We start from the raw sequence: 25,099 nt of genomic DNA on the forward strand, positions 1-25,099 counted from the left end.
GGTTCACGGTGATTAAATGGGGACGTCTCACGACCTTTATTGTTCTTGTCGTGGCGATTTTTGCGATTGTTATATCCACGAGTTCGATGTTATATAAAAAAATTCCCCTTGGGCTTGATTTACAAGGTGGATTTGAAGTTCTCTATCAGGTAGGTAATTCGAATCAGACAATTACTGCGAGAGATATGAGTGCAACAGTGGCTGCTCTTGAAAATCGCGTAAATGCACTCGGTGTATCAGAACCTTCAATTGAAGTGGAAAATGGAAATCGGATACGCGTGTCCTTGGCTGGGCAATTCAACCAAGTGCAGGCGCGCAACTTTCTTTCAAAAGAAGCAAACCTCGAATTCAAATCGCCTACCGGACAAGTACTTATGACAGGTAAAGACCTCGAGAGCAATGCACATTATGAGGCAGATCCGACGACAGGTGCGCCAGAAGTAGCTGTGCAATTTAAAGATCCAGCCCTTTTTCAAGCGATTACCCAAAAATATTTGGGGCAACCGATCTCGATTTGGCTAAATGGTCGCATGATTGATAATCCGGTCATTAAAGATGTCATAACGAATGGACAAGCTACGATCTCTGGCAGTTCTTCAGCACAGGCTGCCATTCAGTTAGCGGAACTATTAAATGCAGGGGCACTCCCTTTTCCACTGCATGAGTTATCTTCAACGAGTGTAGGACCGACGCTTGGTCAGGCCGCTTTGCACTCGACATTGCTAGCAGGTGCAATTGGCGTCGCGCTCATCTTTTTATTTATGATCATCATGTATCGCGTCCCTGGATTAATTGCAGTTGTTGCGTTGATTGCTTATAGCTATGTGTTACTTGCAGTGTTCGCAGGTATGCAAGTTACCCTTACTTTGACAGGATTAGCTGCTTTGGTACTTGGGATCGGGATGGCAGTTGACGCAAATATCATTACTTACGAACGAATCAAAGATGAATTGCGCAGCGGCAAGTCACTACAGTCCTCTGTCATTGCAGGGCAGCGTAAGGCGATTCGGACGATTCTTGATTCGAATGTTACGACGCTGATTGCAGGGATTGTGATGTATGGCTATGGAACAGGGGATGTGCGGGGATTTGCTGTCGCACTGATCGCAAGTATTATCGTGAGCTTGTTAACAGCCGTACTGCTTAGCCGCACATTGCTGCTGTTATTTATCAAAGCAAATGTGGTGAAGAACACTTGGCTGTTTGGCATTTCGAGAAAGGTGGCTAATCCCTCATGAGATTTGCAATCGTGTCACGCCGCAAATGGTTTTTTCTGCTGTCTGGAACCATTACGCTGGCGGGCTTGATCGTCATGTTGATCTTTGGGTTGAATTTGGGGACCGACTTCAAGTCTGGGTCACAAGTGCAGATCGTATTGAACCAGCCTTTTAATGCGGAGGCGGTGCGTGCTGTTTTTATAAAGCAAGGGCTTCCAGTGGGACCGGAGGGCATCACGGCGGCTGGAACAAACAACCAAATGGCAGTTGTTCGGCTCAGTTACCCTCTATCGAATGCACAAGAGGGGAAATTAAATGCAGCAATCAAGGCCTCATTTCCTAAAGCGCTCGTTCCTCCTGAGTATTCGACAGTGGATCCAATCATTGCGCAAGAACAATCACAAACTGCGGTATGGGCTGTTTTGCTCGCGTCACTTGGCATCGTTATCTATGTAGCGATTCGCTTTGAATATCGTTTTGCTGTTGCAGGAATTGCAGCACTCTTGCATGACGCGTTCATTGTTATCTCGGTCTTTGCACTCTTGCGATTGGAAGTAGATTTGCCCTTTATCGCTGCGGTTCTTACAATTGTCGGCTACTCGATCAATGATACGATTGTTATTTTTGATCGCATTCGGGAAAACTTAAAAGGTGCGAAAGTCAAGACGTTAAAAGAACTAGAAACGCTCGTCGATCACTCCTTGTGGCAGACAATGGCGCGTTCAATCAATACCGTATTAACGGTCTTATTTGCGGCGATGAGCTTGTTTTTCTTTGGCGGAGATCCGATTCACAACTTTTGTTTTGCACTGCTTGTCGGGTTGATAAGCGGGGCATACTCCTCTATTTTTATCGCAAGTCCGATCTGGGTTGCTTGGCGTGGCCGAGCGATGGCACGCAGTCAGCAAACTCCGGCGAAAGCGTAATGTCGAGCAAGAATCCCCGGCCTCGAAATTGCCGGGGATTCTTGCTATCTAGCTGCATGCGAGTTAATTTTTTCAACGTACTAACAACATGTGCAGGAGGACTAAGTGAATGCGATGGAAAGAAACCAAACGCAAGAACAAAAATCGAACCAACTCGCATTTTATAGTTTGTTGTTAAATGTGGTGTTAACTGCAGGAAAGGGAATTGTCGGAGTAATCGCGCACAGTGACGCATTGCTCGCGGATGCAGCCCATAGCGGTGCAGATGTGGCAGGTTCGATCGCAGTTTTAATCGGCATTCGCGTGGCACGTCGGCCTGCAGATTCTGATCATCCCTACGGGCATGGTAAAGCAGAGGAAATCGCGGCAAGTTTAGTCGCGATGTTGCTCATTTTGGCGGGACTTGACGTCGTGTATTCATCTGTGCGGCAATTTCTTACCCTCTCGTCAGCTCCAGATAGCCTTGCGCTCTATACTGCAGTCATCGCGATGCTAGCGAAAGAAGGAATGTATCATTATCAGTTACGTGTCGCACAAAAATTAAGTTCCCCTGCTCTTTATGCAGGAGCTGCAGATCACCGCTCAGATGTCTATTCATCTCTTGCAGCGGCAGTGGGGATTTTCCTCGCTCTTTTGGGGAAGTGGAACCATATCCAAGCGCTGCGTCTCGCCGATCCTGTAGCAGGATTTTTGGTTGCGGCTGTCGTCGTACATATCGGCTACCAATTAGCAAAACAATCTTATCGTTCGCTTATGGATCAAGTGCTGGATCCCGAGTCGACAAAAGAAATGTTGGCAGTGGCAATGGCAGTTGAAGGAGTTTTGCGTATCGACGATCTGCGGGCGCGCTCGTTTGGATCCTATCTTGTCATTGACATTAAACTGAGTGTAGATGGAGAGGCCACAGTGAGTGCTGGTCACCGCGTAGCAAAAGAAGTAAAATATCAGATGATGAAACGGTTTCATTCGGTTGCAGATGTTTTTGTTCATGTGAATCCGTATTTCACGTCAAATGAGTGACGCACGTTGCGCGCTCTGAGCACCAAGTAAAGGGAAAGAGGAGTAAAATCGTGGATTTGCGACAAAAAATACGAGTTGTTGACGATTTTCCAGAACCGGGAATTAGCTTTAAGGATATTACGACTTTGCTCTGTGACGGTCCAAGTTTTCAATCTGCGATTCGACAAATTGCAGATTTTGGTCGACCGCGTGCGATTGATTTGGTTGTCGGTCCTGAAGCGCGCGGATTTGTCATTGGAGCGCCAACTGCCTATGCTTTAGGTGTCGGTTTTGTGCCTATTCGAAAGCCGGGGAAGTTGCCGGGTGTAACGATTCGCAAGGATTATCAACTAGAATATGGACGCGATGGGCTAGAGATTCATGCGGACGCCATTCAACCTGGGCAGCGTGTTTTTATTGTCGATGATTTACTTGCGACAGGTGGGACAATCCATTCGTGTATTGAACTTGTCGAACGCTCAGGCGGCATTGTTGCAGGTTTGGGGTTTCTGATTGAGTTACAGTACTTAGAAGGTCGTAAAAAACTTGCGCCATATGAAATTTTTTCGCTCATTCAGTATGAACAGTAGAGGGATGGGCAATTTTGCTTACTAAATGACAGAATGGAGGTGGGATGATGGATAACCTTTCTGAGGAATTGCATCCGCGCGCAGAGGATGGGAAGGAAGAAAGTATTGAAATGGAGCAACCGCTGACTGATGAGGAAGCGAAAGTTGCATTGCGGGCACTTTGTGATAAAGCACCCTATCTCACGGATGTAGAACGCAGTTTGTTACGGCGCGCCTACATTTATGCGGAGTTGCACCATCGTGGGCAAAAGCGCAGTTCAGGCGAAGATTACATCACCCATCCTGTGGCAGTCGCCGAAATTCTCTCTGGCTTAAAGCTGGATGCGGGCACTCTTGCGGCGGCATTGTTACATGATGTCGTTGAAGACACGAAGGTGACAGATGAAGAAGTTGAGCGACAGTTTGGCTCGGAAATCGCCCGTCTTGTCGATGGAGTTACGAAGTTGAAACGCCTGCGTTTTGAAACGCGAGAGGAACAACAAGCTGAAAATTTGCGTAAAATGTTTTTGGCAATGGCCAAGGATATTCGCGTAGCGCTCATTCGTTTAGCTGATCGCCTGCATAATATGAGAACGCTGAAATATCGTCCGCTGGAAAAACAACGCAAGACAGCAGAAGAGACGCTGGAAATTTTTGCGCCATTAGCTCATCGATTGGGTATGTCAACTATCAAGTGGGAGCTTGAAGATATTTCTTTACGTTTTTTAGATCCGCAACAATACTATCGCATTGCACATTTGATGGCGAAAAAACGTGAGGAGCGAGACCATTACATTCAGCAGGTGATTGTCGATTTGCGGGCTAAATTAGATGAGCTCAATGTACGTGCTGATTTGTCTGGTCGAGCGAAGCATATTTATAGTATTTATAAAAAGATGACCGTCCTGCATAAAGAGTTCAACGAAATCTACGATTTATTTGCCGTTCGCGTGATTGTTGATTCCGTCAAAGATTGTTATGCGGTTCTTGGCATTGTGCATACAATGTGGAAGCCTGTTCCAGGCAGATTTAAAGACTATATCGCGATGCCAAAACCTAATTTGTACCAAAGTCTTCATACGACGGTCATTGGGCCAAATGGTGAACCGATCGAGATTCAAATTCGCACGTGGGAGATGCACCGAACGGCAGAGTATGGCATTGCGGCTCATTGGATCTACAAAGAAACCACTTACCAAAATAAAGAAAAAGAGCCGAGTGTGGCAATTATTGACAAAAGTGCCGCGCTGACTGGGCAAACTTCTCAATCAGTACAATCAACAGCATTTGCCAAAAAATTAGGATGGTTCCGCGAGGTTTTAGAGTGGCAGCAAGATTTTCGCGATGCCCAAGAATTTATGGAAACCTTAAAAATGGATCTATTCACAGACCAAGTATTCGTTTTTACGCCTAAAGGAGATGTGATTGAACTTCCTGCTGGATCATGTCCAATTGATTTTGCCTACCGTATTCATACAGATGTCGGCAATCGCTGTGTAGGAGCGAAGGTCAATGGTCGGATCGTCACACTGGATACGCGATTGCGAACGGGAGACATTGTCGAAATTCTCACTTCTAAGCTCTCGTATGGTCCTAGTCGTGATTGGTTAAAAATTGCACAGACTTCACAGGCGCGCGCCAAGATCCGAATGTGGTTTAAACGGGAGCGGCGAGATGAAAACGTAGAAAAAGGCAGAGATTTGATCGAAAAAGAAATTGTGAAACACAAGTTAGACCCGCACGCGGTCATGGCAAATTATTTGTCTGAGGTACTCGGAAAATTTAATCTCACGAAAGTTGATGACCTGTTTGCCTCTGTTGGGTATGGGGGGATTTCTGCTTCCCAAGTGATGACGCGCATTTTGGAACGGATGAAAAAAAGTGATGCGACACTTGAGTCTGTCGCACATTTGCCACTTATGCCGCTGTCAGAGCGCGATCAAAAAAAGAAGCAGCATGTAAGCAAGGGTCATACGGGTGTGCGTGTAGAGGGGATCGACAATCTCTTGATCCGCTTTTCGCGTTGCTGCAATCCTGTTCCAGGGGATGAGATTATTGGGTTTATCACGCGAGGCCGAGGAGTATCTGTACACAGAAAAGACTGCCCCAACGTGCTAGCAATGATTGATGAGGGAAGTCGTATGATTGAAGTCGAATGGGACAGTAGTGTCGGGCAATCGTACAATGTCGACATAGAGGTCACTGCACTCGATCGAAGGGGTCTCATTAATGAAGTGATGAATGCTGTTGTGGAAACAAAAACGGATATTACTGCGGTGACAGGAAGAGCGGATCGGCGCAGGATGGCGACGATCCATTTGAGCATTGCGATTCGCAATGTCGATCACTTGCAGATGGTGGTGGATCGAATTAAGCGGGTAAAAGACATTTATGCTGTACGGCGCGTAATTCAATAACGGAAGCTGGCAGGGAGAATGTATTTAAAAAAATCTATAAAAGAAAGGAGGAAGCCTGGTTTTGTGGTTGATCAACGTGAAGGACGACTGCTCCTTGGCCAACGAGAAATTGTTGCTGTGTACACAAGGATAAAACGGTCAAATTCTATTGAACCACAGGCTCAAAAGAGTCGAAAAAATCTATTGAGATGATCATAGGTTTTTTGAACCAGGATATAGCTGTCGTGAGAGTCGTGGTACAGCGTGTGCGGCGCGCACAAGTGCGCGTACAAAATCAAGTTGTGGGAGAAATCGGCAGAGGATTGTTGCTCCTCGTAGGGTTTACACATGATGACGCAGAACCAGATTTGACCTATATGGTGGATAAAATTACAAATTTACGGGTTTTTGAGGATCCGGACGGGAAGATGAATGATTCTTTACTCGATGTAGGAGGGGGGATTCTATCCATCTCGCAGTTTACATTGTATGGGGATGCACGTAAGGGGCGACGACCTAATTTTATGGAAGCTGCTCGTCCGGAAGTGGCTGAGCCATTGTATGAGCGCTTTAATGAGCTGCTGCGAGAGACTGGGATGATTGTGGCGACAGGAGTATTTGGCGCGATGATGGACGTGGAATTTATTAATGAGGGGCCTGTTACCTTGTGTCTCGATACAGATCATCTCTAGGAGGTAAGTTATGCGAATTTGGCGTTTTACATTAAATCCGCTAGGGACAAATACATATGTTGTTAGCGATGATGAGGGGGCTGGACTCATCATTGATCCGAGTTCTCCTGATATGACTTCCGTTCTTGAACTCATTGAGCAAGAAAAATTACAGATTCAACAGATTGTGAACACCCATTGTCATTTTGATCACGTGCTTGGCAATGAGGAGCTTCGTGTAAAGCTTGGTGTTCCCTTGCGGATTCATGAGCGTGAACTGCCATTGCTGGAAAATGCGCCAAAGCAAGCTCTTGATTGGCTAGACATTGTAGTGACGACAGAGCAGCCAGACGGATTTTTTGTCGACGGAGAAGAGCTGTTGATTGGAAAATTGCGGTTTACCGTTCTTGAGACACCTGGACACAGCCCAGGTGGAGTGTGTTTTTATCATGCAACAGAAAATGTCCTTTTTTCAGGAGATACGTTATTTGCTGGAACGGTAGGCAGAACGGATTTGCCAGGGGCTGATGGTTCCCAATTGTTAGTTTCCTTAAAAACAAAATTGTGGCCTTTGCCTGATCAGACAAAAGTGTATCCTGGGCATGAAGAAGATACGACCATTGGCGAGGAGCGGTCGTTAAACCCGTATTTCCACTTTGCTTAAAAGACGGAGGTTTTGTCGCTACATTTTTTTTGCAGATGATGAAGGATCGCCAGGGAGTGTTTTACGCTCAGCGAATCCTTCAGTGAGGCCATGCCAGTGGCTAATTTTCGCTTCTCCATCACGCCAACACAAATAGGCATCTTCACCGTTTATCGTTGTTAAAAAGTCGACAAGTCCTGTATCGATGTCCTTTACTTCAATAGATAAAGTTAGTAAGTGGTCAATTTGCTGACGAGCAGTGAGTAAAGAGAATTCAATTTGCGCTTCTTCTTTAAAAAAATCATCACTGTTGCCATCTTTATTTTCTTTTTGTTTGCGTACCAGGGCAAGCCGCATGAGAGCGAGTTCTTCGCGAGCTTTGCGCAACTCCATGATCTGTCGTTTGATTTGGGGGAGTAAGGCATTTGCTTCTTCGACTGTATAGTAGTGTTTTTCCATAGTTGTCACCTTCCACTTGATCACATCGTCGTCTGACTTTAAGGACGCAACGAACGATGTCTTTTCTTGAGTAAATTTGACGGAATGTAGCAAAATGAAACATGAAATAGCAGGAAAGCGCATTGATACGTCGAATAACTACATCATACACTGGAATGCCCCAATTTAGACAATGGGATAAGGGGAGTGTTTAGACAACATGAATCAGCTATCTCCCCATCTGGAAACAGCATGGAAAGAGTTTAGGGAAAATGGGCAGTTGCAGATCGTCTTTCAACCTATTTTACGCTTAGAATCCGGACAAATTATCGGTTATGAACTTTTAAGTCGCGCATCGTCGGGAAGCGGTCAACCGATGGCGATCGATGAGTTACTAACCGCAGCTGAGGCGTTAGAACAACTTAGTGAGTTCGATTTGTTTTTGTTGGATCGCGCTTTGGATCATATTGGGCGACTTCCACTGGCTAAAATGCGCTTCTTTGTCAATGTGATTCCAAGTACATTGCAATCAAATAAGTTAGCGAAAGTATTACATAACTTTGTTGAACGAACGCGAGGAACGATTCCGCTTGTACTTGAAGTGTGCGAACGGACAGCGGATCCGTCGGCGGCCCCGTGGTCAGAATTGTTAGAACCTATTCGACGGATGGGAATTGACGTGGCGATCGACGATGTTGGCAGTGGGTATGCAGGATTAAACCGCACCGTAGAAATTCAACCGAACTGGATGAAACTAGACATTGGACTCGTTCGCGATATTGACACGAACTCCATGAAAGCAGCGATGGTTGCGAGCATCGTGACTTTTGCGCGCAAACTTGGATCGATTCATTTGATCGCGGAGGGAATTGAAACGCAAGCAGAATTCAATACACTGCGCGATTTGGGGATTGAATATGGGCAAGGGTACTGGTTAGCTAGACCGCTTGACCGCATGTTAGAGGATCAAATCTTGCCACTTGGTAAAGGTCCAAAACGACCGACTTCTGCTGTCTCGTTTGACCGATACGGAGTAGCGCTCGCCGGTTTTCTTGAAAGGATCTGCAATGGGCATGTGGCGGAAACTGCGATGGCGCTTGACGCTTGTAATACCATCGAGCACGTGATTCACGCACGCAAGATCGAGGTCTTTCGCGTCGTCAATCAGCTTGCTTATTCGATGACGTCTGAAGCGGACGTGTTAGACAGTGAACCGTATCCGGTTCCAGATGAAGCGTTTGGGGTTTTGCGTAAAGGACAAGAACACGTTGCACAAAAAACGCAAGACTTAAGTCAGGAATACAGCTTATTGCATGGATGCCTATCTTCAGTGAAAGTGCCTATTCTTGTTCAAGAGCAGCTGTTGGGATTTCTTTATTGCGGGTTTTCCAAGGCCAACCAAGTGCGAGCGAATGTGATTGTCGTATTAAAAGGATTTGCGACTGCGATCGCGATCGGTATCATGGCTCAGCGAATGATCGAACAAGGGTTGCAAAGTCAATTGCTGTCGCCTTTGCCGCAGTCGGAGTTGGAATAGGAGCGTAAAGGCAATGGAAATTGGCGTCATGCACGGCGGAAGACTTGAAGACTACGAACAAGCTGCTAAGCGGCCGCGAGATGAATTGGCGGATTTTAGTGCAAACATCAATCCGCTTGCACCTCCAAAGAGTGTCGTTGATGCAATTGCAATGAGTATAAAGCGTGTTCAAGATTATCCAGATCCTCTGTCACGCCGTTTGCGCAGAGCATTTAGTGAACGATATGCTGTTTCTGTAAAAAGCGTGTTTGCTGCGAATGGAGCTTCTGAAGTCATTGATTTGTTTTTGCGAATCGTGCGGCCACGGCGGGTTCTCATCCTTGAACCTGCCTTTTCTGAGTATGCACATGCAGCAAAACGAAATGGCATAGAGACGGTTTCAGTACCGCTGTTGCCTGACTTTTCATTGCCGCGCGAAATGATTGAGCGGACCCTGGAAAAAGGCGATGTCATGATTTTGACGACACCACATAATCCTTCTGGCCGATTTTATTCACGTGAGGAGATGTCTTTTATCTATGATGCGATTTCTTCGGAACAGGCGTATGCAATTGTGGATGAGGCATTTATCGATTTTGTGGAGAATGGGGAAGCTAGATCTTCTTTGACTTTGCCGCGCGTCAATTCCAGGGTGATGATTGTTCGCTCATTGACGAAGATGTATGGGATTGCAGGATTGCGTCTTGGATTTGGGATCGCAAGTGAAGAACGCGTGGCAGAGATTTTGCGAATGCGCGACGGCTGGAGTGTAAATGTCGTGGCAGAGGCCGCTGGGGTTGCGGCGCTTAGAGATGGAGAATTTGCCGAGCAAACGCGCAATTGGTTGCGCATGGAACGCGCTTACTGCATGGAACGTCTACAGCAAATGCCGGGTTTGCGCGCGCACCCTTCAGAAGCGAATTTTCTCTTAGTCGATGGATCAGCAGTAGAACTTGACGTTGCAAAATGGCAGGAGCGATTAACGCAACACGGACTGTTTGTGCGCGAATGTACGTCTTATGGTACTTTTGACAAAGGGGTATTTCGAATGGCAATTTTGCAGCGAGACAAAAACAAACGGTTACTTGATGCGCTCGCTCAAGAATTGGAGCGGAATTAATGTCTTTCTTTCGTATAAAATGGCAGGCGTTTACGATCCGACTTGCTCGCGTATTACCGATTTCTTTGCTAAAGTTATTCATCTATATTCTAAAAAAGAAATATGTAATCGGTGCAGTTGCCGTTGTATTTAATGAAGAAGGGAAAATACTGCTTTTGCATCATACGTACAGAAAAGATGCATCGTGGCGACTACCTGGAGGTCTAAAAGAAGCGCATGAAACACCTTATGAAACTGTGGTGCGCGAACTACAAGAGGAGGCCAATATACAGGTTGAGCCGCTCGCAGTCATTGCCGTACAACAGTCAAAAATCAGTCTTGACGTTGCAGTTCTCTGTAAGTTAATTTCTGAAGAACCATTTACTAAAAACATTGAAGTAGATGAACGTAAATGGGAGGACCCCTGTACGCTTTTAGCGAGACTACCACATGAGCAGCAATTATTTGTAAATTATGCCATAAAGCTACGCGCATGTTTTAGCCTGTAGCGTGGCTCGTTTCATAGCAGAGAATACTTATGGTGCTTAAGCAAATGCCTGATCAAGCACTCTGCGCACAGTTTCTAAGGGGCATTGTGCGGGTACGTGAATTTGCAGTATGTAGTGGTCTGGACCAAACGTTTTAATTTCGCCTGTGATCGTCTGACCCGTTGCTTTTTGTAGGTCTTGTACCAAGGTATCAGAAGCGACACGATAGGGTACGGTGAGGTCGAATGAGCGTGTTTCTTGTTTACTGTGTACAGTGATCGCAGATAAAATCACGGTCGAGTTTGGAAGTACACGGTGTCGATCGCCATCTTGCAAAGTTGTATAGTACCAATTGACATCGATTACGCGTCCAGTATACTCGACTGAGCTAAAGTAATAGGAACGAAAGCTGATCGTTTGTCCAATCGTAAAAGGGCGAACAGTAAAAAGAATCAGTCCCGCAAAAAGATTTGACAAAGTAGATTGGGCAGCGATTCCAACGATGACACCTGTTAAGGCACCACCAACTAAAATACTACTAATTTGTACCTGTAAAAGGTGTAAAGTGACGATCCCGACAAAAAGGTATCCCAGAGCGCTAAGGATTCTGCGGCCGATGACCCACGCTCGCGCAGCCCCATTCTTTTGCTTGCTAGCGAATTTTGTAAATAGGCGATTGATATAGCGAACAAACCAAAATCCAATGAGCAACCAGGTAATAGCGAGTGCCCAGTGATAGTAGAGATCGTCGCGTTTGGGGAGATTTGCGATGATTCCATTGGTTTGTATCACACTAAAAAGCACAGCTAAAATGATTAATGCGGCAGCCGTGATAGCGAGTCGACGCCATGGCGGCTGTTGATTTGTGAGATCCATTGTATACACTCCTTGTACAGCACTCCATGAATTCAAATTCTATTCTACGCAAACGAATCGCAAAATGGCAAACCGAGATCGGTTAAAGAAAATCGAAAGTAGGGGGGAGACGTCGTGGGTAAGATTCTTGTTTATCACGAACGCGCAGCAAAAGAATGTGTAAGGGAACTGGCGAAATGGGGGATTACGCAGGCTGTCGGCGCGCAATCACAAGCAGAGGCACTGGCTGTTCTCGAAGATGTAGAGATTATTTTTGGCTGGAACATTCCTCAGGATGTGTTTGCTAAGGCGCCCTCTTTGCGCTGGGTTCAACTTATGGGGGCTGGAGTGGATGACATTGTTTTATCCAGGCAGTTACCGCCGCAAGTCATACTTACCCGTATCGTGGGTCAATTTGGCCTTGCCATTGCAGAGTACGTATTTGCTTATCTATTATATCACTACAAACACATTGAACTCTTGCGTGCGCAACAACAGTCGCAAATATGGAAAAAAAAGCGGTTGCCTTTACTCGCGGGCAAAACACTTGCCGTCGCAGGTCTTGGTTCTATCGGAGAGGAAATTATTCGCTTGGGACGCGCTTTTGGCATGCGAATCCTAGGGTTAAGTAAGACGGGGAGCAAACGCGAACTTGTTGATGAGCATTTTTTTGATCGAGATTGGCCGCTTTTTGTAGAGCAAGCAGATATCTTGGTCATTACTCTGCCACATACTTCAGAGACATTCCATGTGGTGAATCAACGTGTATTTGCCGCAATGAAAAGTACCGCTGTGATAGTGAATGTTGGGCGCGGCGCTGTGATTGATGAAGTAGAACTCATACGTTTTCTCGAACAAAATAAAGAGAGCATGGCCATACTTGACGTCTTTGAAACTGAACCTCTTGCCCCTGAACATCAATTTTGGAAAATGAAAAATGTCCTGATTACCCCGCATTTGTCTGGTCCCAGTTCCATTGCCGAAGTCAGTCAATTTTTTTCTGAAAACTTTACGCGTTATCAAAATGGGCAGCCTCTGCTTGGTACAGTGCCACATGGATCTGAATATTAACTTTTAGGCTAAGCTTGTGTTTTTCGACGCAGTTTGCGCGCTTGTACAGAGGTTACATGTGTAGCATGAGTTCGCGTTTCGGATCGCTTTTTTGCATCCGCTTTTGATTTATGTCTCAGATAAAGGGCGCCCAACCAAATGAGAACGAGAGCAATTCCCCCAGCGATAATCCAAATGAGTGTTTTCTTCGAGAATCCAAGAAAAACCAGTGCAGCTCCTAAATCATACGGCATAATACCAAGCCCTGTAGTCCATAAGTACGTCCATGTGCCCACTTCAGGGAGCATCGCTGAGGCGTAATTTAAAACGACAAACGGAATTAAAGGAATTAGGCGTGCCATGAGAAGACCAATCGCTCCATGACGCCCTACGAGTTCATTTAATTTCTCCAAATGCTTGTCTGCTACAAACTTACGGATCCATCCTTCACCAAAGTGTTTGGCGAGTAAAAAAGTGACGTAAGAACCGAGCATGGCGCCAAGCCATACATAGAGAATTCCTAACCACACGCCGAAAATCTGCATGTCGATGACCATAAGAAATTCAGCTGGAAAAGGAATGATACAAAGGAGCGCCATCAGAATGATCGACCCAATCACACCAAAAGGTCCTAAGTGTCGAATAAATGAAGAAACGTCGTGTTCAAAGCGAAAATAGACCCAAACGGCGGCAATTCCCACGACAAGAGTGCCGATGGTCCACCAGAGTGTCGCAGATTTTTTTGTTTTCTGTGGATTTTCTATAGGTTGGGTGATTTGCATGTTGGCACGCCTTTCCGACTGTTCTCGGTATGCTTTAGTATGCGTCATGTACAAATGACCATACGTACTGTTTTTGCATAAAAAAGCCGCTACAACGCAAAAACTAACGTGCAGAGGAGGTGTGTGGAGATGTATGGGACGATTTGGTCGCTCTTGCCATTTCTTGTCGTGATTCCACTTGCAATGCTTACGCGTCAAGTGGTGCCTGCGCTTGTCGTAGGACTACTTGTAGGATCTTACATGATGGCGCCAACCCCACTAGGTGGCATTGACAAAGCTTTATATTATTTATATAAGGAGGTGGAGGTTTCTGGGAATCTTCATTTGATTTTATTCTTATATACTTTCGGATCATTCGTCGGTCTCGTGCGTATTACAGGTGGTGTCAATGGATTTGCGAAGTGGCTGGAACCGCGAGTTAAATCAGTGCGCGGCGCGTTTGCAGTCGCTTGGCTCACTTCGCTTGGCACGTTTATGGCACCAGACTTTCGCATTATTGCAGTAGCTCCCATTATGAAAAGTATTATTGAACGTCTGCATATTCGCCCGCAGAAAATGGCATATGTCATCGATGTGACAGCGACACCCTTGATCAGCTTAATCCCAATAGGTACTGCGTTTGTCGGGTACATGATTGGGCTACTCGCCGTAGCGTTAAAACATGTAGGGAGTTCACAGGCTGCTTACCCGCTGTTCTTGTCGACCATACCACTTAACTTTTTTGCGATTGCGATTCTTCTCATTGGCGCGTACATTAGCTTTTTTAGTAAAGATGTAAAGGCAGCAAATGCGGGTGAGCGTTCGTTTGCAAAGCGGCAAGTTTCATCTGAACATAAAGCGCGCACTGTAATTGCTCATGCGAGTCATTTGCATCGCGGTATACAGATGGAAACCGGTAAATTGGGGACGTTGCATAAACCCTCAGAACATGCGGCTCCCCCTGAAGCCATCGATGTGTTGAGCGAGCAGGCTCCCCCCTCTGCTTTGAATCTCGTGCTCCCTATCTTATTATTGCTCATGCTCACATTCTTTTTAACTTGGTGGAGCGGACACGCGCTTGCAACGAATTTCTTTGGCGTTTTGATGAAGGCAGATGCGACAAAGGCCATGTTACAAGCTATTTTGATCACGCTGGTCGTGTCTTCACTCTTCTATTTGTTTCGCGGGCAGAAAATTAGTAAATTGATGTATGGTGTTCTAGCAGGTGGAAATGAGATGATGGCTGTCATTGTTTTGCTTGTTTTCGTTTGGGCAGTATCTGGAGTTTCCACAGATCTTGGATTTTCACCTTATGTGGCACATACTGTAGGAGCTGTCGTACCAAGAATGTTGATTGCTCCCGCGCTGTTTGTACTAGGGTCAGTGATTTCTTATTTTATCGGTTCTTCCTTTGGAACGTGGGGAATTCTTATGCCTTTAGGCTTTTCCCTTGCCATGACCACACATGCATCACTTGCTTTGATCGCAGCTGCAGTGTTTGCGAGCGGTACGTTGGGTGGATTTGCCTCTCCTCTAAGTGATAATACGGTTGCTATGGCAACTGTTATGAAACTTCCCGTCGTAGACTTCGCAAACTCACTGTTAAAATCAACGCTTTTAGCAGGTGCCGTTGCGACTGTATTCTATGGAATCGCAGGGTTTGTCATGTGAAGTGTTTTGCTGCACTGCGATTTATAACAAAGTGCACAAACACCTAAACGGTGCTTGTGCACTTATTTTGAGCCTAAAGAGGAATTAAAACATGCGTTTTACTGCGGACAAATGATTGTACCAATAGGATCCAGGATAGACAGGCAGATAACCGACCTTATGCAAACCTCCGCCTTCTTGGATCATCTCGCCATGCCCGAGGTAAATGCCTACATGTGCTCCGGCATCAAAGGCAAGCAAGTCGCCTGGTTGCATCGAGCTCACTGGAACACGGTCACCTACATACAGATATTGCCCTTTACTTGAGGTAGTGAACAAGTAGCCAAGTGCATGGTGGTAAACGTATTCAGTGAAGTTGCTACAGTCAAAACCGTATTGCCCACGATCTTCATTGTGTCCCCAAATATACGGGGTTCCCAATTTGCTTTGTGCAATTTGTTTTAGAGCAAGCACTTTTGCCGTGGCGGGTGCAGTGAGTCCTGCACGTGGTGAAATGTTAGGATCTATGCGCACGCCATGCGGTGGCAATGGAATAGAACTACTTTGTCCGCTTGTTTGTCCGCTTGGCGACTGGGTAGTTGTACTTGATCCGGTTGTAGAGGGTACGGGTACATCTGCAACGGTCTGCGCGCCGTTTGTATCGACGGTTCCCGTTGCGACAGAGGCAGTTTTGGTTGGATTGCCACCTGCGCGTAGTTCTGTTCTAACACCACCAGAGTGCGGTGCAGTTCTTGAGTAATTCCAACCAAGGGAGTGATCTAATACCCGTACGCGCCGAATCTCTTCCCGCGGATACTCTGCAGTTGCAAAGTTGATTACGCCGCTTACATCTGCGCTGTCAATTGTTTTTTCGCCGCCAATTTTGTGCAGCGCATGTGGGGTTACAGGTCCTGTATAGAGGCGTTTGACATGTACAGTGACCGTCTTGTTTGATGCGTCATACTCAGTGCCGAGAATGCGATAAAATTTTGGGAGGGGATGGGCTACATAAGCCCCACTTTGCACAAGATGATGTGCAGAAGGAGCAGCAACGGGTTGACCGCAACTTGTAAGGCTCAATAAGGAAACCAGTGCTGCAGCAGCTGGGATTACATGTTTCTGGATGCGCAAAAAGACACCTCCTCAATCATTTGCCTTGTAGTTAGATTGGCAAATGAAGGGGTGTCTTATGCGCAACTTGCTTTTCTTGAAAAAAAGTAGAAACCTGAATTCACGATTCTGTTACGCTGCGCAAAGTGGAGTCACTTTGATTTACAAATTTGCGATAGCGTTGATACATCAAAACGCGCCACGGCAAGAGCATACCAAAAGCGAGGATAAAAAAGAGGCTACCAGTCTGTGGGATTGTTACATAGGACTCAATATACGTATGCAAGGCAAGGCGTAAGATCAATAAAACGAGCAATACAATAATAAAGGCTGGTGAACGTCGCAAATACACTTGACCATCAATGCGCTCCATTTTTGAACTGGCAATCAAGGGGATGGAAAACAAGCATCCAAACAAAAAAGCGATGATTGCGTAAGTCAGTGGAATACGCATAAAGGGAAAAGCAAACATCAAAAATCCGGTTGTCATGCCTAGTGGCGGAATCAGGATTTTTCTTGCCGATGTCGGTTTTTTCGCTGCGTGTAAGCGTACAAAGATGACCATAAGCGCAAAGATCACGATGACAAGCGTACTGAGAAGTTGGAGAGTCGCATTTGAAAAAGCGGGCATTGCACAAATACCTCCTTGCGGCAGTCATGGCATAATTCTTGCAACCTACCCCTTATGTCATCATACCGCAGTCTTCTTACGCATTCAATTCCCGTGCATCATATCGCAAAATGTTTCGATTTTCGATGTGTGTGCTGGAATGTGTTATGATGAGAGCAAATTGCTGTGAAAAGAGGCTTTATTGTTATGATCGAAAACGATTTATTTTTACGGGCATGCCGTCGCGAGCCAGTTGAACGCATCCCTGTGTGGTATATGCGGCAGGCGGGTCGCTATCAACCGGATTATAGAGAGGTGCGAAAGAAGTATAGTCTCATTGAGATTTGTGAACATCCAGAAGTTTGTGCACAAGTCACTCTGTCCCCTGTTCAACAACTGGGCGTGGACGCTGCAATTTTATTTTCTGATATCATGGTGCCCATTGGGGCGATGGGATTGGCGTTTGACATTCAAAAGGATCATGGTCCAGTGATTGAGCAGCCTTTACGGCAAGCAAATGACATTGAGCGCTTAAAACCCATCGATCCGGAGTCAGACTTACCTTATGTATTTGAGACAATCAAAATCTTAACACGTGAATTAAAAGTACCTTTAATTGGTTTTTCTGGGGCTCCATTCACTCTTGCAAGCTATATGATTGAAGGTGGGCCTTCGCGCGATTATTTGCGCACAAAGGCACTGATGTATGGAGAACCCAAGCTTTGGTATATGCTAATGGATCGTTTAGGAGATATGGTGATTACTTATTTGCGGGCACAAGTACAGGCAGGTGCATCTGCTATTCAAATTTTTGATAGTTGGGTGGGGAGTTTAGCTCCCGACGATTATGCAGAGTACGTGCTGCCTACTATGCAACGCATATTTACACAATTAAGTGACTTACATGTACCGCGCATCTATTTTGGTGTGACGACAGGTGAGTTGCTTACTACATTTGTAAAAACAGGTGCAGATGTGTTTGGAGTCGATTGGCGGGTGCCGATTCGATCAGCGCGCGCGCGTGTTGGTCGTAATGTAGCGATTCAGGGCAATCTTGACCCGGCTGTTTTATTTGCTCCGTGGGCTGAAGTGCAACGCCGAGCAGAGGCAATTATTGATATGGGCATCGAACAGCCTGGATTTATTTTTAATCTCGGGCATGGCGTGTTTCCGGCTACCTCAGTTGAACAATTACAGCGCTTAACAAGCTTTGTTCATACTTATAGCGAGCGGGCATTACGGGGATAACGGGGGGATAAGTCACATGGTGAAACAGGTGGCTGTGTTACTGTTGGCGTATGGGACTCCTGCCAATATGGATGAAGTAGAGGCTTTTTATACACATATTCGCCATGGTCATCCGCCAACCCAAGAGCTTTTAGCACAACTAAAAGCTCGTTATGAAGCAATCGGTGGATGTTCTCCACTGATTTCAATAAGTCAAGAAGTCGCGCGTTTGCTTGAGCAGAGATTAAATAAAGTGGCAGAGCAAGACGCTCATTTTAAAGTGTACCTGGGAATGAAACACTCGGCTCCCTTTATTGCAGATGCTGTAGATCAGGCGGTGAATGCTGGCGTCGATGCGGCAGTCGGTATTGTATTAGCCCCGCATTATTCTACAATGAGTGTCGGGGTCTATGAAGAGGAAGCAAAAGAGGCAGCGCATCAGCGAGGATTGGCGCCAGTGACATTTGTCCACAACTGGCACCTTGAACAAGCGTACTTAGACGCTTTAGAAAAGCGATTGCGTCAATCGCTTGCAAAATTCAATGAGGAAGAGAAGCAACATTTGAAATTGCTCTTTTCGGCACATAGTTTACCGCGTAGGATTCTCGATGTAGGGGATCCTTATCCAGAACAACTGCTCGAGACGAGTCAAGCGCTCGCTATGCGGATCGGGTTTACGGATTGGCAGTTTGCGTGGCAGAGCGCTGGTCGTACGAAGGAACCGTGGCTTGGACCAGATATTTTAGAAGTCATTGATACACTTGCAAAAGAGGGATATCGCGCAATACTAGATTGCCCAGTGGGTTTTGTCTCAGATCATTTAGAGGTTCTTTATGACTTGGATATTGAGGCAAAGGCGCGAGCAGAGGCGCAATACATCCATTTTGAACGGACGGCGTCACTAAATACGGATGAAGAGTTACTCGAGGCACTTGCACAATCTGTTTTTCGTGCGTTGCAGACAATCGCTTGAAGTTCGCATGTTTCATGTAGGTCTTTTCTTACTTCGCTTAACGCTTGAGCTAGTATTTTAGGTTGTTTGTTTAAAGGAGCAGTTTTTGCACAAAAAGCAAACAGGGCAGGAGATATCCCCAAAGCCCCGTTTGCTTTTTGTGCAGTAGGTTAGACTTGAAATTGCAGTGTTTCTTTGTTGAGTTCTTGCGCGTGATCGGAAAGTGATACACTCGCGGAGGCGATTTCTTGTGTAGCAGCAGTTTGTTCTTCGGCAGTTGCAGTAACATTTGCAATATCTTGAGCAACCTGTTCGGAGAGTTGCGCAACGCGTCTCGCTGCATCGCGCAGGTTGTCTGAATGCGAGGTCATATCTTTTGCAGAATGCGATACTTCGGCGATCTGCTGTGCAACACTTTGCACTGAAGCGCCGATTTCTGTGAAGATGCCACTCACTTTTTGCATGACTTGTGTGCCGATTTGTACTTGTTCTTTATCCTCGCGCGCAGCGATGACAGATGCATTCGTCTCTTTTTGAATATCCAGAATGAGTCGACCGATATCGGCAGAAGCTTCGCGCGACTTTTCCGCAAGTTTGCGCACTTCATCAGCTACAACGGCGAAACCACGGCCCTGCTCGCCTGCGCGGGCAGCTTCAATCGCGGCATTTAAGGCGAGGAGATTCGTTTGTTCAGCAATGTCATTAATGAGTTTAATAATTTCACCGATCTGGCGGGAGCGGCTTTCTAATCGCTCGATTCGCTCTTGGTTGAGATCGACATGCTCGGCAATGCGTTCCATCTGGGTGAGTGCACTATGCACGGCTTCATCGCCTTCACCTTTATGTACGACTAATTGTTGTGTTAATTCTGCCGTTGTTTGGGCACTCGATGATACGACGTTAATCGCTTGCAACGTCTCCTCAAGAATGGATTCGATCGTTCCAACTTCGTGACGTTGTTGTTCCGCTGCTTCAGAAACTTGTGAGGCGTATTCAGCGAGATTCGTAGATGCAGAAGCGACTTCTTCTGTGGTTGCGTTTAGTTCTTGCGAAGTTGCGGCAAGTTCGCTGGCAGCTGCTTGAATTTGATGAACGAGTGCGGCAATTGCTGTTTGCATATGTGCGAAAGAGTCGGCAAGTTGTCCAGTTTCGTCGTTGCTGCGCGATCCTGTAAGTGTTTGTTTGAAATCGCCGTTTGCCATACTTTTAGCAAGTTCTACTAGGGATTTTAGATTTTTAATCACTCGTGAGGTTAGATAAAGCTGGATAAAAATTGCAAGCAATGTAGCGACGATCGTCCCGATGACATTGACAGTATGTGCATAGGCGATGTAATTTTTGAAGGCAGCTTCTGCCTGTTGGCGACGTTGGATAATCGCTTGTGTCAGTTGGTTGAGTGCTTGAAGTGTTGGGTTCACCGGAACTTTCACAAAGTTTTCCTGCGCTTGCAAACGCAAAGTCCCGGTGTCGATTGCAGTCATGGTTTGATAATTTCCCATCAGATATTGCGACCAAGCTTGGTTAAATGCATTGAGATCAGCTTTATACGTCGTTTTTGCAGCTGCTGGCGCGGCGGTGATTTCTTGGAGCAATTGTTGCGTGAGTGACTTAATGGATGTTAGATCTGATTGATAGGCGTTCATGTAGTACTGCTCTGTCGCAGGAGGTGACATCAAATAGCGTGCGCCGTGGGAATCGGCACTGCGCACTGCGGTGTCAAGAGACTGGACTGTCGTAAGTAGGTGGTCATTGCTGTCAAGGATACGTTCAGCTTGTTGTTGTGAAACACTATAAAGACTGGACGAAATGATAATTGTTATCACATAGATGGCGCTTCCGAGCAATGTGCCAGTTATAAATTTTGAACGAATACTCGCCAAAGTGTGAACACCCCATTCATATAATCTACAAAGCTAGGCAAAACAGGTGTTGAGATGTTGTGTCACATTTGATTCACCTCGGTCAATGGACTGTGAATGTTTTAGTTAAAGATGAAATCTATGGATGTTAATTCGTCGTGGCGGTTCGAAATTCCTGCAGAAAACGCCTGGATTCTAGCAAATTTTGTCGAAAAAAAACGAGAAGCCTCGTTTAGCGCTGTCTCGTTTTTGTAAATTTTTTTATTCCTTAATGGACTGCGGGCCCATTGACTACTGTGACAATCGTTCCAATTGGCACGCGCATGAAGATTTGTTTGGCAACAGACGGCGGGAGTTCGACACAGCCGACACTTTGGGGAAATCCATACTGTTGGCGAATAAATCCATGAACTGCGCAACCTCCGCTAAAGTACATCACATATGGAACGCCAGGATCGTCATAGTAGGTTCCGTTTGGATTTTGCCCTCGCATGGTTTGGGATCGATATTTTTCATAGATAGGAAACGAGCCAATAGGGGTACGTGCGCCTGCAATCCCGGTATTACAAAGACTGGTAAGGAGTAAGTGGTTTCCCTGATAGAAATAAAGCCGTTCAGGAATGGTTTCTTTCACAAGAATGTGATAGGGGGCGGGAAGAGCGTTTGGGGTTGGGATGTGCTTGACAGATTCTGCGATCATCTGTTGAAGGGTTGGTGTTGCAATCCCATTTACAGGAAGTTTATGATCGAATTCATAAGTCATCACAGCGCCTTCTGTATAGACGCCGTAGTATCCAGTAAGGATTGGATAGGAATAATCATGTAAATCTTTTAATTCCTTCTGTAGTTGCCATACTTCTTTTGACGAACTGTTTAATTCGAGTGTCTGATACAGCTTTTTGGGTTTGCTTTTATGCGTCATATGCTCTTTTGTAGAAAGAGTTGCTGGTTTGCTTGATTTTGCTGCAGCGGTTGTGGCTACAGATTGGCATCCAGACAAAAAAAGAGAAGTGACGGCGAGAGGGAAAAAGTATTTGAGCAATTTCAATGGCAAAACCTCCTTTAGAGCAGACGGAATGCATTAAAATCCTTCTGCCAAGATAGACGGTGACTTTCTGGTTTTTGGTTACATGCGATGAGGTTGCGTACCCCCAATCTGTACCGTCTATATGGATAAGCGCCATTTTGCTGGATTATGCCAGAAGAAAGGTTGTGAGTAGAGGGAAACTACGAGGGAAGGGCCTTTATCCTGCAGTGACAAGGTATAAAGGCGCGCGTTCGATTTGCTGTGCTTGTTTCATATTGAGAAAACCTACACTAACCATGCTTTTTAGAACTTCCCATTGGCGTGCTTTTGCAAATTTGAGATGCTTGATTGGATCATAAAGGCTTGGTGCCTGCGGGAGGCCAGCTAAAATGGCACACTCTGCTGGCGTAAGATTTTGCACGCTTCGATTAAAGTAAATTTTCGCCGCCTGTCCGACACCGTATGCACCATGTCCCAAATAGACTTCGTTTAGGTATAGGGCTAATACTTCATTTTTGGGAAGGGCTTGACTGACCATAATCGCGAGGGCAATCTGTTTTAATTTTCGGGGAATTGTTTTTTGATCACTTAGAAAAATATCTTTCACCAGTTGTTCAGTAATTGTACTTCCCCCTTCTACGAGACGGCCTTTCATCAGGTCGACAAAGAGCGCTCGCAAGATTCCCTCAATATCAATCCCATGGTTATGATAGAATCCACGATCTTCTGTCGCGATGAGCGCTTTTTGTAAAAAAAGGGGGATGTCAGATAATTGCACATATCCCCCGTGAGCGGCTGCGCGCGCCTCCACACGCTGTACAAGGAGCGTTGGAATGTCAGGACTCCACACGGACTGTATGTAGAGTCCACTTGCAACCGTGACGAGTGCGAAAGAAGTGATCAACGAAAGCATGACTCGTCTCATACAAGGTTCCTCCTTGAATCGCCAACCCTATCTGCGTGAAGGTGGAGGGACTTCTGTCGTGCGGCGCCCCGTTTGGTGTTTACGCATCTCTGCGACGACAAGTCGATCAAGCTGCGAAGACAATTGAATGATTATGGGGTCTTGCAGATTGCCATGTCGCGCAAAGTGTTCTTCCATAGCTTTTCGAATCAGCCACATTTCTTGTGAGGATGAGTGATAGGGTAACAACATTGTGCCTTCATCATACAGGTTGTCGGTTTTTTTATGTTCAATCACTGTAGCTCCACCTAAATTAAGCACGAACAGAAGTTTCCATCACGCTTTTTATCGTCGCAATTGCAAGATCGAGTTCTTCTTTCGTAATAATTAGCGGTGGTGCAAAACGAATGACGTTTTCATGCGTTTCTTTACACAATAGCCCCTTGTCTTTCAGGGCTTCGCAATAAGGACGAGCTGCCGTTGTCAGTTCCATGCCAACGAACAATCCTCTGCCGCGCACTTCTGAGATTACAGGATTTTGGATTTCACGCAGTTTCTCAATAAAATATTGTCCAAGTTCTAATGATCGCTCAGCTAATTGTTCATCGACAATGACATCAAGTGCAGCGATTGCACAGGCGCAAGCTAACGGATTGCCACCAAAAGTAGATCCGTGCGAACCCGGTTCAAAGACGCCAAGAATGGCACGGTCTGCCGCAACGGCAGAGATGGGCATAACACCGCCGCCAAGTGCCTTGCCTAAGATGTACATGTCAGGGACCACATCTTCCCAGTCACAGGCAAATAGTTTTCCCGTTCGGCCAAATCCCGTTTGGATTTCGTCAGCGACAAAGAGTACATCGTTTTCCTTGCAAATGGCATATGCTTCTCTGAGGAAGCCTTCTCTTGGTATAACGATTCCAGCTTCTCCTTGAATCGGTTCGACAATGAGTGCAGCTGTATTTTTTGAAATCGCTTGACGCAAAGCAGCCGTATCACCATAGGGGATAATTTTGAAACCGGGCGTCATCGGGCCAAACCCGCGTTTGTATTCATCATTTGATGACATGGACACGGCCGTTAGGGTGCGACCATGAAAATTCCCTTCACATACGATGATTTCTGCTTGATCAGGAGCCACTTTTTTTACGTCATATGCATAGCGCCGAACTGCTTTGACTGCTGTTTCTACCGCTTCTGCACCCGTATTCATCGGTAAGACCATTTGTTTCTTCGTAAGTTCGGCAACCTTTTGATAAAATGGACCCAGTTGGTCATTGTGAAAGGCCCGCGAAGTGAGCGTTACGCGATCCGCTTGATCTTTTAATGCTTGAATGATGCGCGGATGACGGTGCCCCTGATTCACGGCAGAATAAGCGCTTAACATATCCATATATTTATTTCCTTCAGCATCGTACACCCAAATGCCTTCTGCTTTTGCGACAACGACGGGTAATGGATGATAGTTATGCGCACCATATTGTTCAGTTAGTGCAATCATTTCTGTTGAATTCATGATGTAGTTTCCTCCTGTGATCAGACCTATGCTGGGACGGTGAAGGCAACATGAAGTACTTTATAGGTATTGTACCTCCGACTGACCAATCAGAACAAATTGACGAGTTGCGGCGCAAGTATCCAGGAAGACATCTGGCTCATATTGATCCGCATATCACACTCATTCCACCACTCGAGTTTACCGAGACGCCTTTCGATTGGCTTCAAATGATAGAACAGACGTTGGCAGAGATTCAACCATTCTCGATTCAACTTGGTCAACCGGGCTTCTTTTCGCAGCGAGTGTTGTTTTTAAATGTTCACATCTTGCGTGCAAAGGGGAAGGAGAGTAACGCATTGCATCGTATGTATGAAAAAATGCAAAGTGTCACTGAACCGTATCGAACACAGGCGAGTCAATATGCACAAAGTAATCGCAATGGGTCGTTTCACCCACACTTAACTGTAGCTATGGCGTCCTTTGGAACATCTTTTTCTGTTATGACACAGATGTATGCGGACGCAACTGTACTGAGTCCTCTATTTCATCCTTTCATCGTCCGATCTGTGCGCGTTTTCGTAAAAACACCGGAGCGTTGGATTCCTTATCGAGATATAAACTTAGCTAAATAGTT

General features: G+C 45.9%; 25 protein-coding genes. 15 read left to right on the top strand and 10 right to left on the bottom strand.

The annotated features are described in order from the left end of the window. Positions 1-8 precede the first annotated feature (8 nt). From secD to BM613_RS03200, 7 genes are all read left to right on the top strand, one after another. Positions 9-1,238: a protein translocase subunit SecD gene (gene secD, locus BM613_RS03170; RefSeq protein WP_245926220.1), complete on the top strand. Its 1,230-nt coding sequence runs from the start codon at positions 9-11 to the stop codon at positions 1,236-1,238. Continuing rightward, complete coding sequence (secF, locus tag BM613_RS03175) at positions 1,235-2,143, top strand: protein translocase subunit SecF (RefSeq protein WP_109429723.1); 909 nt, start codon at positions 1,235-1,237, stop codon at positions 2,141-2,143. The genes secD and secF overlap by 4 nt, the downstream gene beginning before the upstream one ends. A gap of 114 nt (positions 2,144-2,257) precedes the next feature. Beyond that, the gene (locus BM613_RS03180; protein ID WP_181362860.1) at positions 2,258-3,163 is read left to right on the top strand and encodes a cation diffusion facilitator family transporter; all 906 of its coding nucleotides are present in this window, start codon (positions 2,258-2,260) and stop codon (positions 3,161-3,163) included. Between the two features lie 50 nt (positions 3,164-3,213). Then, positions 3,214-3,732 (top strand): adenine phosphoribosyltransferase, encoded by a 519-nt coding sequence (locus tag BM613_RS03185; protein WP_109429725.1) that lies wholly within the window; start codon positions 3,214-3,216, stop codon positions 3,730-3,732. 104 nt (positions 3,733-3,836) lie between these two features. After that, positions 3,837-6,128: a RelA/SpoT family protein gene (locus BM613_RS03190; RefSeq protein ID WP_425450681.1), complete on the top strand. Its 2,292-nt coding sequence runs from the start codon at positions 3,837-3,839 to the stop codon at positions 6,126-6,128. A 224-nt stretch (positions 6,129-6,352) separates the two neighbouring features. Continuing rightward, entirely contained in the window at positions 6,353-6,799 is a 447-nt protein-coding gene (dtd, locus tag BM613_RS03195) for a D-aminoacyl-tRNA deacylase (RefSeq protein ID WP_109429726.1), read from the top strand. A 10-nt stretch (positions 6,800-6,809) separates the two neighbouring features. Next, positions 6,810-7,442: an MBL fold metallo-hydrolase gene (locus tag BM613_RS03200; RefSeq protein WP_109429727.1), complete on the top strand. Its 633-nt coding sequence runs from the start codon at positions 6,810-6,812 to the stop codon at positions 7,440-7,442. An 18-nt stretch (positions 7,443-7,460) separates the two neighbouring features. Here BM613_RS03200 and BM613_RS03205 read toward each other — a convergent pair whose 3' ends face one another. Further along, the gene (locus tag BM613_RS03205; protein ID WP_181362861.1) at positions 7,461-7,904 is read right to left on the bottom strand and encodes a DUF2203 domain-containing protein; all 444 of its coding nucleotides are present in this window, start codon (positions 7,902-7,904) and stop codon (positions 7,461-7,463) included. Positions 7,905-8,079: 175 nt separating this feature from the next. On the opposite strand from BM613_RS03205, the gene BM613_RS03210 reads away from it, so the two are divergent. The 3 genes from BM613_RS03210 to BM613_RS03220 are packed head-to-tail and all read left to right on the top strand — an operon-like array spanning position 8,080 to position 10,983. Next, complete coding sequence (locus BM613_RS03210; RefSeq protein WP_109429729.1) at positions 8,080-9,396, top strand: EAL domain-containing protein; 1,317 nt, start codon at positions 8,080-8,082, stop codon at positions 9,394-9,396. Positions 9,397-9,409: 13 nt separating this feature from the next. Then, complete coding sequence (gene cobD / locus BM613_RS03215) at positions 9,410-10,495, top strand: threonine-phosphate decarboxylase CobD (RefSeq protein WP_109429730.1); 1,086 nt, start codon at positions 9,410-9,412, stop codon at positions 10,493-10,495. Further along, positions 10,495-10,983, top strand: a complete 489-nt coding sequence (locus BM613_RS03220) for an NUDIX hydrolase (RefSeq protein WP_109429731.1) — start codon at positions 10,495-10,497, stop codon at positions 10,981-10,983. The genes cobD and BM613_RS03220 overlap by 1 nt, the downstream gene beginning before the upstream one ends. Positions 10,984-11,019: 36 nt before the next feature. On the opposite strand, the gene BM613_RS03225 is transcribed toward BM613_RS03220, so the two are convergent. Next, a complete protein-coding gene (locus BM613_RS03225) occupies positions 11,020-11,838 on the bottom strand; it encodes a mechanosensitive ion channel family protein (protein WP_109429732.1) in 819 nt (272 codons plus the stop codon). Positions 11,839-11,952: 114 nt separating this feature from the next. Between BM613_RS03225 and BM613_RS03230 the strand changes: the two genes are divergently transcribed. Beyond that, positions 11,953-12,888, top strand: coding sequence for a D-2-hydroxyacid dehydrogenase (locus BM613_RS03230; protein WP_109429733.1), 936 nt, complete (start codon positions 11,953-11,955; stop codon positions 12,886-12,888). 8 nt (positions 12,889-12,896) lie between these two features. Here the strand turns inward: BM613_RS03230 and BM613_RS03235 are convergent, their stop codons facing one another. After that, positions 12,897-13,649, bottom strand: a complete 753-nt coding sequence (locus BM613_RS03235; protein ID WP_181362862.1) for a TVP38/TMEM64 family protein — start codon at positions 13,647-13,649, stop codon at positions 12,897-12,899. 129 nt (positions 13,650-13,778) lie between these two features. Here BM613_RS03235 and BM613_RS03240 point away from each other — a divergent pair, with 129 nt between their 5' ends. Next, complete coding sequence (locus BM613_RS03240) at positions 13,779-15,299, top strand: Na+/H+ antiporter NhaC family protein (protein WP_109429735.1); 1,521 nt, start codon at positions 13,779-13,781, stop codon at positions 15,297-15,299. An 84-nt stretch (positions 15,300-15,383) separates the two neighbouring features. Here the strand turns inward: BM613_RS03240 and BM613_RS15470 are convergent, their stop codons facing one another. Continuing rightward, a complete protein-coding gene (locus BM613_RS15470) occupies positions 15,384-16,409 on the bottom strand; it encodes a C40 family peptidase (protein WP_245926221.1) in 1,026 nt (341 codons plus the stop codon). Positions 16,410-16,509: 100 nt separating this feature from the next. Then, positions 16,510-17,019 carry a CcdC family protein gene (locus BM613_RS03250; RefSeq protein WP_109429736.1) on the bottom strand — a complete coding sequence of 170 codons (510 nt, stop codon included), beginning with the start codon at positions 17,017-17,019 and terminating at the stop codon, positions 16,510-16,512. A 186-nt stretch (positions 17,020-17,205) separates the two neighbouring features. On the opposite strand from BM613_RS03250, the gene hemE reads away from it, so the two are divergent. Together hemE and hemH are read left to right on the top strand one after the other, a co-directional pair. Further along, positions 17,206-18,246, top strand: a complete 1,041-nt coding sequence (hemE, locus tag BM613_RS03255; protein ID WP_109429737.1) for a uroporphyrinogen decarboxylase — start codon at positions 17,206-17,208, stop codon at positions 18,244-18,246. A gap of 16 nt (positions 18,247-18,262) precedes the next feature. Then, on the top strand, positions 18,263-19,198 hold the full coding sequence (hemH, locus tag BM613_RS03260; RefSeq protein ID WP_109429738.1) for a ferrochelatase: 936 nt from the start codon (positions 18,263-18,265) through the stop codon (positions 19,196-19,198). Between the two features lie 149 nt (positions 19,199-19,347). Here hemH and BM613_RS03265 read toward each other — a convergent pair whose 3' ends face one another. The 5 genes from BM613_RS03265 to BM613_RS03285 all read right to left on the bottom strand — a co-directional run bounded on the left by BM613_RS03265 (position 19,348) and on the right by BM613_RS03285 (position 24,483). After that, positions 19,348-21,057 (bottom strand): methyl-accepting chemotaxis protein, encoded by a 1,710-nt coding sequence (locus BM613_RS03265; RefSeq protein ID WP_109429739.1) that lies wholly within the window; start codon positions 21,055-21,057, stop codon positions 19,348-19,350. 247 nt (positions 21,058-21,304) lie between these two features. Beyond that, positions 21,305-22,084, bottom strand: coding sequence for a L,D-transpeptidase family protein (locus BM613_RS03270; protein WP_109429740.1), 780 nt, complete (start codon positions 22,082-22,084; stop codon positions 21,305-21,307). Between the two features lie 196 nt (positions 22,085-22,280). Next, positions 22,281-22,988 (bottom strand): transglycosylase domain-containing protein, encoded by a 708-nt coding sequence (locus BM613_RS03275; RefSeq protein ID WP_109429741.1) that lies wholly within the window; start codon positions 22,986-22,988, stop codon positions 22,281-22,283. Positions 22,989-23,015: 27 nt separating this feature from the next. Continuing rightward, complete coding sequence (locus BM613_RS03280) at positions 23,016-23,264, bottom strand: Spo0E family sporulation regulatory protein-aspartic acid phosphatase (protein ID WP_109429742.1); 249 nt, start codon at positions 23,262-23,264, stop codon at positions 23,016-23,018. Between the two features lie 16 nt (positions 23,265-23,280). Next, positions 23,281-24,483 (bottom strand): ornithine--oxo-acid transaminase, encoded by a 1,203-nt coding sequence (locus BM613_RS03285; RefSeq protein WP_109429743.1) that lies wholly within the window; start codon positions 24,481-24,483, stop codon positions 23,281-23,283. A gap of 50 nt (positions 24,484-24,533) precedes the next feature. Here BM613_RS03285 and BM613_RS03290 point away from each other — a divergent pair, with 50 nt between their 5' ends. After that, positions 24,534-25,097 carry a 2'-5' RNA ligase family protein gene (locus BM613_RS03290; RefSeq protein WP_109429744.1) on the top strand — a complete coding sequence of 188 codons (564 nt, stop codon included), beginning with the start codon at positions 24,534-24,536 and terminating at the stop codon, positions 25,095-25,097. The last annotated feature ends 2 nt before the right edge of the window (positions 25,098-25,099 follow it).

The organism is Sulfoacidibacillus thermotolerans (assembly GCF_003144315.1).
Classification (GTDB): domain Bacteria; phylum Bacillota; class Bacilli; order Alicyclobacillales; family SLC66; genus Sulfoacidibacillus; species Sulfoacidibacillus thermotolerans.

What these genes read in the sequence shown, in the direction of transcription:
- BM613_RS03180 (WP_181362860.1), top strand. Translation starts at nt 2,258, where the DNA reads ATGGAAAGAAACCAAACGCAAGAACAAAAATCGAACCAACTCGCATTT.
- hemH (WP_109429738.1), top strand. Translation starts at nt 18,263, where the DNA reads ATGGTGAAACAGGTGGCTGTGTTACTGTTGGCGTATGGGACTCCTGCC.
- BM613_RS03210 (WP_109429729.1), top strand. Translation starts at nt 8,080, where the DNA reads ATGAATCAGCTATCTCCCCATCTGGAAACAGCATGGAAAGAGTTTAGG.
- BM613_RS03235 (WP_181362862.1), bottom strand. Translation starts at nt 13,649, where the DNA reads ATGCAAATCACCCAACCTATAGAAAATCCACAGAAAACAAAAAAATCT.
- BM613_RS03200 (WP_109429727.1), top strand. Translation starts at nt 6,810, where the DNA reads ATGCGAATTTGGCGTTTTACATTAAATCCGCTAGGGACAAATACATAT.
- BM613_RS03285 (WP_109429743.1), bottom strand. Translation starts at nt 24,483, where the DNA reads ATGAATTCAACAGAAATGATTGCACTAACTGAACAATATGGTGCGCAT.
- BM613_RS03225 (WP_109429732.1), bottom strand. Translation starts at nt 11,838, where the DNA reads ATGGATCTCACAAATCAACAGCCGCCATGGCGTCGACTCGCTATCACG.
- hemE (WP_109429737.1), top strand. Translation starts at nt 17,206, where the DNA reads ATGATCGAAAACGATTTATTTTTACGGGCATGCCGTCGCGAGCCAGTT.
- BM613_RS03240 (WP_109429735.1), top strand. Translation starts at nt 13,779, where the DNA reads ATGTATGGGACGATTTGGTCGCTCTTGCCATTTCTTGTCGTGATTCCA.
- BM613_RS03220 (WP_109429731.1), top strand. Translation starts at nt 10,495, where the DNA reads ATGTCTTTCTTTCGTATAAAATGGCAGGCGTTTACGATCCGACTTGCT.
- BM613_RS03290 (WP_109429744.1), top strand. Translation starts at nt 24,534, where the DNA reads ATGAAGTACTTTATAGGTATTGTACCTCCGACTGACCAATCAGAACAA.
- cobD (WP_109429730.1), top strand. Translation starts at nt 9,410, where the DNA reads ATGGAAATTGGCGTCATGCACGGCGGAAGACTTGAAGACTACGAACAA.
- secF (WP_109429723.1), top strand. Translation starts at nt 1,235, where the DNA reads ATGAGATTTGCAATCGTGTCACGCCGCAAATGGTTTTTTCTGCTGTCT.
- BM613_RS03275 (WP_109429741.1), bottom strand. Translation starts at nt 22,988, where the DNA reads ATGAGACGAGTCATGCTTTCGTTGATCACTTCTTTCGCACTCGTCACG.
- BM613_RS03250 (WP_109429736.1), bottom strand. Translation starts at nt 17,019, where the DNA reads ATGCCCGCTTTTTCAAATGCGACTCTCCAACTTCTCAGTACGCTTGTC.